The sequence below is a fragment of the Paenibacillus sp. 01T422 genome (genome assembly GCF_056398785.1).
Genome location: NZ_JBFTQB010001738.1, coordinates 1 through 362, shown reverse-complemented (window position 1 = coordinate 362; position 362 = coordinate 1). Strand labels below are relative to the sequence as shown.

At 44.5% G+C, this 362-nt stretch carries 1 protein-coding gene; it reads left to right on the top strand.

What is annotated here, in order from left to right; translation table 11 throughout:
• Nucleotides 1-45: 45 nt before the first annotated feature.
• Nucleotides 46-362, top strand: a 317-nt coding sequence (locus AC1DUA_RS41005; RefSeq protein ID WP_477505067.1) for an ATP-binding cassette domain-containing protein, incomplete at its 3' end; no start/stop codon positions are given.

The following is a 362-nucleotide window of genomic DNA, read 5'->3' as shown; positions in this document are numbered from 1 at the left end:
CGTAAACAGTTTCCTCATGTCTAGACAGAGGAGCGAAAAGTCGTTATGCTGCTTCAAATGCGTCAAATTACGAAAACATATGGCAATTTAACAGCGAATTCAAATGTTGATTTTTCGCTGCGTCAAGGTGAGATTCATGCATTAGTCGGGGAAAATGGAGCTGGGAAAACAACGCTTATGCGTATTTTGTACGGCATGGAGCAGCCAACGGCAGGCAGCATTCTTTTGAATGGCAACGAAGTGGCCTTCACGAATCCTACGGATGCGATCCGTCATCGCATCGGCATGGTGCATCAACATTTCATGCTCTTTCCCTCTTTTACAGTCGCCGAAAATATCGTTATTGGTAATGAACCTAAGTC